Below are 6,127 nucleotides of genomic sequence, written 5' to 3' on the forward strand. Positions count from 1 at the left end.
TGCGACAGCTCGAGGTGTTCTGGACGGTCGCGCGCGAGCTGAGCTTCACCAGGGCGGCCGAGCGGCTGCTCACCGCCCAGTCGGCCGTCTCCGCCCAGGTGCGATCGCTGGAGCGCGAGCTCGGGGTCGAGCTGTTCGACCGCAGCCGGCGACGCATCCGGCTCACCCCCGCCGGCGCCGCCCTCGTGCCGCGGGCGCGCGAGACGATGGATGCGCTCCAGGCGGTGCGCGACTCGGCCGCGGAGCTCCGGGACGCCCTCACCGGCTCGGTCACGGTCGGCCTGATGACCTCCGTCACCATCGTCGACGTGCCGGCCCTGATCGGTCGCTTCCACGCACTGCACCCGGGGGTGCGGGTGCGGCTGCGCGCCGCTCAGCGCGGCACGGCCGGACTCGTCGACGACCTCGCCACGGCCGAGATCGATCTCGCCTTCCTTGCCCTCGCCGGGGTCATCCCCCGCAGCCTTCGGGCCACCGCCCTCGCCTCCTCACCCATCCGGCTGCTGGTGCCTCCCCAGCATCGGCTCAGCGGAAGGGCGGCCGTCGGCCTCGCCGACCTCGAGGACGACGACTTCATCGACGTGCCGGACGGATACGGCGCGCGGCGCATCGTCGACGAGGGCTTCGCGGCGGCCGGCGTCGACCGCCAGGTGCTGATCGAGGTCGCGGACATCGGGACCGTCGCCCAGTACGTGCAGCAGGGTCTCGGCGTCGCGCTCCTGCCCGAGTTCGTCGTCGACGGTTCCGCCGCGGGCGTGCGCACCCTTCCGCTGCGCGAGTCGCTGCCCGACTTCACCGTCTATCTGGCACGCTCGCCGGACCGCAAGCCGTCCGCCGCGGCGGAGGCCTTCGCGCAGGTGGTCCTCGCCTCGACCTGACGCGCGCCGTCCGGCCTCGTCTTCGAGGACGACACCCGGCTCGCCTGGTAGGCGCGCGGGATCAGGCCTGAACGGCCTCGCCGCGCTCGTCGCCGACGAGCGCCCGGATGACACGAGCGGGGTTGCCCGCGGCGAACACCCCGGCGGGAACGTCGCGGGTCACGACGGCTCCCGCGCCGATGACGCTGCCGTCGCCGATCGTGACGCCGGGGCACACGACCACGTTGCCGCCGAGCCAGACGTCGTCGCCGATCGTGATCGGAAGCACCCGCTCGTATCCGGCACGCCGGTCGTCGACGTCGAGCGCGTGGATCGGGGTGTACAGGCGGGCGCTCGGCCCGACGAGGACGTTGCGCCCGATCCTGATCTCCCCCCCGCCGAGAGCCAGGAAGTCGGCGTTGATGAAGGTGCCCTCGCCGACGTGGAGCCGGGAGCCGTAGTCGAGGTACAGCGGCGGCCGGAAGTCCACGCCCTCGGCGGTGCCGAGCATGTCGGCGAAGAGCGCCTCCGCGGCGGGACGATCCTCGTCGTAGAGGGCGGTGATCCGGCGACAGGTCCGCTGCGTGCTCGTGGTCATCTCGGCCAGATCCGGACCGAGCCGGTAGCGGTACCAGTCCCCCGCAACCATCTTGTCGTACTCTGAGCGGTCGGGATCGGGTGTCGGTCGAGGGGTCAGTGCCACGAGCAATAATCCTAAACCTCGGGGCGCCCCTGCCCCGACGCGTTTGCCGCCGGGGTGCCAAGCGGACAGACTGGACACACACCTCGACCGAGAAGAGCATCCGATGACCGAACCAATCGACGCGCGCGTTGCGGTCTATCTCGACTTCGACAACATCGTGATCTCGAGATACGACCAGGTGCACGGCCGCGGGCAATTCATGCGCGACAAGTCGCGCAACCTCGTGGCCGCGGCCAAGGGAGCCGATCCGGAGAACGCCGAGAAGCTCGCCAGGGCGACGGTGGACATCGGTGCCGTCATCGACTTCGCCTCGTCCTTCGGCACCCTCGTGCTCACTCGCGCCTATGCCGACTGGTCGGCACCGGTGAACGCGGACTACCGCGGTCAGCTGGTCAGCCGGGCCGTCGACCTCGTACAGCTGTTCCCGGCCGCCGCCTACGCGAAGAACGGCGCGGACATCCGCCTCGCCGTCGACGCGATCGAGGACATGTTCCGCCTCCCCGACCTCACCCATGTGGTGATCGTCGCCGGCGACTCCGACTACATCGCCCTCGCCCAGCGGTCAAGGCGACTCGGGCGCTACGTGGTGGGCATCGGCGTTGCCGGATCCACCAGCCGATCGCTCGCGGCGGCGTGTGACGAGTTCGCCACCTACGATGCGCTTCCCGGCGTCAAGCCGATCGCGCCCGCTCCCGTCGTCGCGCCACCCGTCGCGGTCGACGAGCCGCCGGCGAGATCGCGGACCGCGCGCAAGGACACGGTCGCCGAGCCCGTGGCCGAGCCCGTCGAGGATGCCGTGACCGCTCCGCCGAAGAAGCGCGGGCCTCGTCGCGCCAAGTCGCCCGTGCCCGTCGAGGAGGAGGTCGAGCCGGAACCCGAGGATCCGCAGAAGCTCGCCACCGGCCTGCTCGAACGCGCCCTGCGCCTCGGCCACGAGAAGGACGACGCCGAGTGGCTGCACAGCTCGAACGTCAAGACCCAGATGAAGAGGATGGACCCGTCCTTCAGCGAGAAGGCGCTCGGCTTCCGCTCCTTCTCCGACTTCGTCAAGTCCCGCGACGACATCGCGGAGCTCGACGAGAGCACCACAGCACGGTTGGTCCGGCTGACGCCGTCACTCGCCGCGGAGGGATAGGCGCCCGGACGATTCCGCGTCTCCGGACCGACGCGGTGGCAGGACGACGAGGGACAGGAGGGCGGCATCCTCGACGCCCGCACCGCCACATCCTGAGCTCGATTCGACAGAAGGCTCCACTTCATGATAATTATGTGACACGACATATATGTCTTGTCACATAAAAATGGAGGCGACGTGGGACGGGTCACCAGGGTCGCGGTTCTCAGCACGGGCAGCGTGCAGATCCGGCCACAGCACGTGGAATCGAACGGCACCCCGCCGCTCTGGTGGATCGCCACCTCGCGCGCATGGACTGCTCCGCGACCCATCAACGTCTACGTCATCGAGCACGAAGACGGACTCGTCCTCATCGACACCGGTCAGGACCGGCGCTCGGTCACCGCCAGCGGGTATTTCCCCGGCGGAGCGGCCGGACTCCTCTACCGCCGGCTCGCCCGCTTCGAGATCCCCGACGACGCGACGCTGACGGCCGGGCTCGCCGCGCTCGGCTACAACATCGCCGATGTTCGCATCGCCGTGCTGTCCCACCTGCATCAGGACCACATTGGCGGCCTGCCCGAGCTGGCGAACGCGGAGATCGTCGTCGCCCGGGACGAGTGGTCGCAGTTGCGGAGCCCCGGCGCCCTCTTCGCGGGGATCATGAAGGAGCACATCGCGCTGCCGGGGCTGACCTGGCGGCTGGTGACACCGCAGCCACTGGACGACCCGACCGTCACCCCGTTCACACACGCACACGACCTCCTGGGCGATGGCTCGCTTCTCCTCCTGCCGACGCCCGGTCACACACCGGGTTCGATGTCCGTCCTGCTCCGCCAGCAGGGGTTTCCGCCACTGCTCTTCGTCGGCGATCTCACCTACGACGTCGACCTTCTCGAGCAGGAACGCGTTCCGGGGATCGGGCGCCATGCCGGGCTGATCGGGTCGACGCGAGCGGTGAACGAGTTGAAACGTCGTCATCCGGGGCTGGTGATCCTCGCCGCCCACGACCCGGCGGCGAGCGGACTGTTGCGAGAGGCCCTCGGCGAGAACGGCACCACGCCATGAGGGACGTGGAGCTGCTCCGATATTCCGTTCTCGCCGCCCAGCGGGAGGGCAATCGCCTGCTGACGCGAGCACTGCACGACCTCCGGCTCACGCCTGCACAATCGGAGGCCCTGCGCATCCTGGGCGACCACGAGCCCTTGACGCTCACCGGCCTCGGGGAGATGCTCGTCTGTGACAGCGGTTCGAACCCGAGCCGGCTGGTCGATCGACTCGTGAGCGCCGGCCTGGTCGAGCGCAAGCCCGGCACCCACGATCGTCGCCAGGTCACTCTCTCGCTCACGCCGGCCGGGCATGCGGCGGAAAGCGCCGTTCGCCGGATCGAGAGCGCGTTCTACGCCGAACTCGACGATGCCCTGCACGATGTCGATCTCGCCCCCATCATCCGGCTGCTCGGTCGCCTCAGCGAGGGCTCGCCCGCCGGCCGGGCGCTGGCCCGACGGTTCGGCGAGGATGCCGTGGCTGGCAGCCCGGGCTAGGGAAGGACGACGGCTCTCGTATCCCCCGCGAACGCCCGCTATCCTCGCGGCCGGAAGCCGTCGATCGCGAGCTCCATGACCCGACGCGCCTGCTCCCGGCCGTCCTCGCCGGGACCCACGCGCCACATGAAGCCCATGAGCAGGAGCACGTCGCCAGGATCGATGCCGGCGCGGATGCTTCCCTCGCCCTCGCAGGCGCGCAACAGGAGGCCGACGGCGGCCGTCACGGGCGCATAGGTCTCGTTGACGACGTCCTGCACCGCGGCAGTGTGCAGCGCCTCCCCCAGCCCGTGCTTGAGGCGCACATAGTCGGCGAGCGTCTCGAACCAGCTCCGGAACGCATCGAGGGGCGGATGCTCGGCGAGCACGGTCGGCACCGCGTCGACGAGCCTCTGCACGTCGTGCTGATAGACGGCGAGGATCAGCGCCTCCCGCGTGGGGAAATGCCGGTACAGGGTCCCCGCGCCGACCCCCGCGCGCTTGGCGATGACGTTGAGCGAGGTCGAGCCGTCCTCGGCGAACGCGTCGTGGGCGATCTGCAGGATGTTCTCGCGGTTCTTCAGCGCATCGGCGCGTCTCGGCTCATGCCGGCTCTCAGCCACGGTGCCTCCCAGCGGAAAACGGAGCGATCCCTTGATAAACGGAGAACTCTCCGATATGGTCGTCTTATGCGGACAACTCTCCGCTAAACCATCACTCTAGGAGATCCCTTGCAGTACATCAAGCTCGGCACGACCGGCCTCGACGTCTCCCCCATCGCCATCGGCGCCATGACCTACGGCGAACCCGACCGCGGACATCCGGTCTGGTCGCTCGGCGAGGAGGCCAGTCGTCCGCTCATCAAACACGCCCTGGAGGCGGGCATCAACTTCTTCGACACCGCCAACATGTATTCGCGAGGGTCGAGCGAGGAGATCCTCGGCCGAGCGCTGAAGGACTTCGCCGACCGCGACGACGTGGTGATCGCGACCAAGCTCCGTCACCCGATGCGCCAGGGGCCGAACGGCAAGGGTCTGTCCCGCAAGGCCATCATGACCGAGATCGATCACAGCCTGCGCCGCCTCGGCACCGACTACGTCGACCTCTACCAGATTCACCGCAACGACCACACCACGCCGCTGGAGGAGACGCTCGAGGCCCTGCACGACCTCGTCAAGGCCGGCAAGGTCCGTTACCTCGGGGCGTCCTCCATGCACGCCTGGGAGTTCGCCAAGGCCCTCCACCTGCAGAAGGCCAACGGCTGGGCGCGATTCGTGTCGATGCAGGACCACTACAACCTGCTCGCCCGCGAGGAGGAGCGCGAGATGATCCCGCTCGCCCTCGACGAGGGTGTCGGCACCATCGTCTGGAGCCCGCTCGCCCGCGGCCGCCTCGCCCGCGCCTGGGACGACGCCAAGGCCACCGACCGCTCCAGCAACGACGGCTTCGCCGACATGCTCTACACGCCCGCCACCGAGGCATCCGACCGCGCGATCATCGATGCTGTCGGCGCCGTCGCCGAGGCCCGCGGGGTGAAGCAGGCCCAGGTCGCGCTGGCCTGGCTGCGGAGCAATCCCGTCGTCACCGCGCCGCTCGTCGGCGCGAGCAGCATCCGGCAGATCGACGACGCCGTGGCCTCCCTCGACATCGTGCTGACCCCGGAGGAGATCGCGCAGCTGGAGGGTCCGTACACCCCGCGTTACGACTTCCAGGGCGTCTCCGACGACGCCGAGCTGCAGGCCATCATGGCGCGCATCCCCGGCTTCACGACCGCCGGCTGAGAGTGGCTGGAGACGGTGCCGAGAAACGGTAAGCTGGTCTCTCGGTGCCGGCCTCGGCCAGCACCAGCCACGGGCTGTGGCGCAGCTTGGTAGCGCACGTGACTGGGGGTCACGGGGTCGCAGGTTCAAATCCTGTCAGCCCGACCAAA

The 6,127-nt window shown here is 69.4% G+C and carries 7 protein-coding genes and 1 tRNA gene; 6 read left to right on the forward strand and 2 right to left on the reverse strand.

Annotated features, from left to right (window positions below; translation table 11 throughout):
• Positions 1-878: LysR family transcriptional regulator (locus tag VGC18_RS08470; protein ID WP_331096244.1), on the forward strand; the 878-nt coding region annotated here is incomplete at its 5' end.
• 61 nt (positions 879-939) lie between these two features.
• Here VGC18_RS08470 and VGC18_RS08475 read toward each other — a convergent pair.
• Positions 940-1,560, reverse strand: a complete 621-nt coding sequence (locus tag VGC18_RS08475; protein ID WP_331096246.1) for a sugar O-acetyltransferase — start codon at positions 1,558-1,560, stop codon at positions 940-942.
• Positions 1,561-1,663: 103 nt separating this feature from the next.
• On the opposite strand from VGC18_RS08475, the gene VGC18_RS08480 reads away from it, so the two are divergent.
• The 3 genes from VGC18_RS08480 (at position 1,664) to VGC18_RS08490 (ending at position 4,218) form a co-directional block, all read left to right on the forward strand.
• Positions 1,664-2,695 (forward strand): NYN domain-containing protein, encoded by a 1,032-nt coding sequence (locus tag VGC18_RS08480; protein ID WP_331096248.1) that lies wholly within the window; start codon positions 1,664-1,666, stop codon positions 2,693-2,695.
• A 177-nt stretch (positions 2,696-2,872) separates the two neighbouring features.
• On the forward strand, positions 2,873-3,742 hold the full coding sequence (locus VGC18_RS08485; protein WP_331096250.1) for an N-acyl homoserine lactonase family protein: 870 nt from the start codon (positions 2,873-2,875) through the stop codon (positions 3,740-3,742).
• A complete protein-coding gene (locus VGC18_RS08490; RefSeq protein WP_331096252.1) occupies positions 3,739-4,218 on the forward strand; it encodes a MarR family winged helix-turn-helix transcriptional regulator in 480 nt (159 codons plus the stop codon). Before VGC18_RS08485 ends, VGC18_RS08490 begins: the two co-directional genes overlap by 4 nt.
• Positions 4,219-4,256: 38 nt before the next feature.
• Here VGC18_RS08490 and VGC18_RS08495 read toward each other — a convergent pair whose 3' ends face one another.
• Entirely contained in the window at positions 4,257-4,820 is a 564-nt protein-coding gene (locus VGC18_RS08495; protein WP_331096253.1) for a TetR/AcrR family transcriptional regulator, read from the reverse strand.
• Between the two features lie 108 nt (positions 4,821-4,928).
• On the opposite strand from VGC18_RS08495, the gene VGC18_RS08500 reads away from it, so the two are divergent.
• Positions 4,929-5,978: an aldo/keto reductase gene (locus VGC18_RS08500; protein WP_331096256.1), complete on the forward strand. Its 1,050-nt coding sequence runs from the start codon at positions 4,929-4,931 to the stop codon at positions 5,976-5,978.
• Between the two features lie 70 nt (positions 5,979-6,048).
• Positions 6,049-6,125 (forward strand) — tRNA-Pro (locus tag VGC18_RS08505).
• Positions 6,126-6,127: the final 2 nt, after the last annotated feature.

Source organism: Lacisediminihabitans sp. (assembly GCF_036404185.1).
GTDB lineage: Bacteria > Actinomycetota > Actinomycetes > Actinomycetales > Microbacteriaceae > Lacisediminihabitans.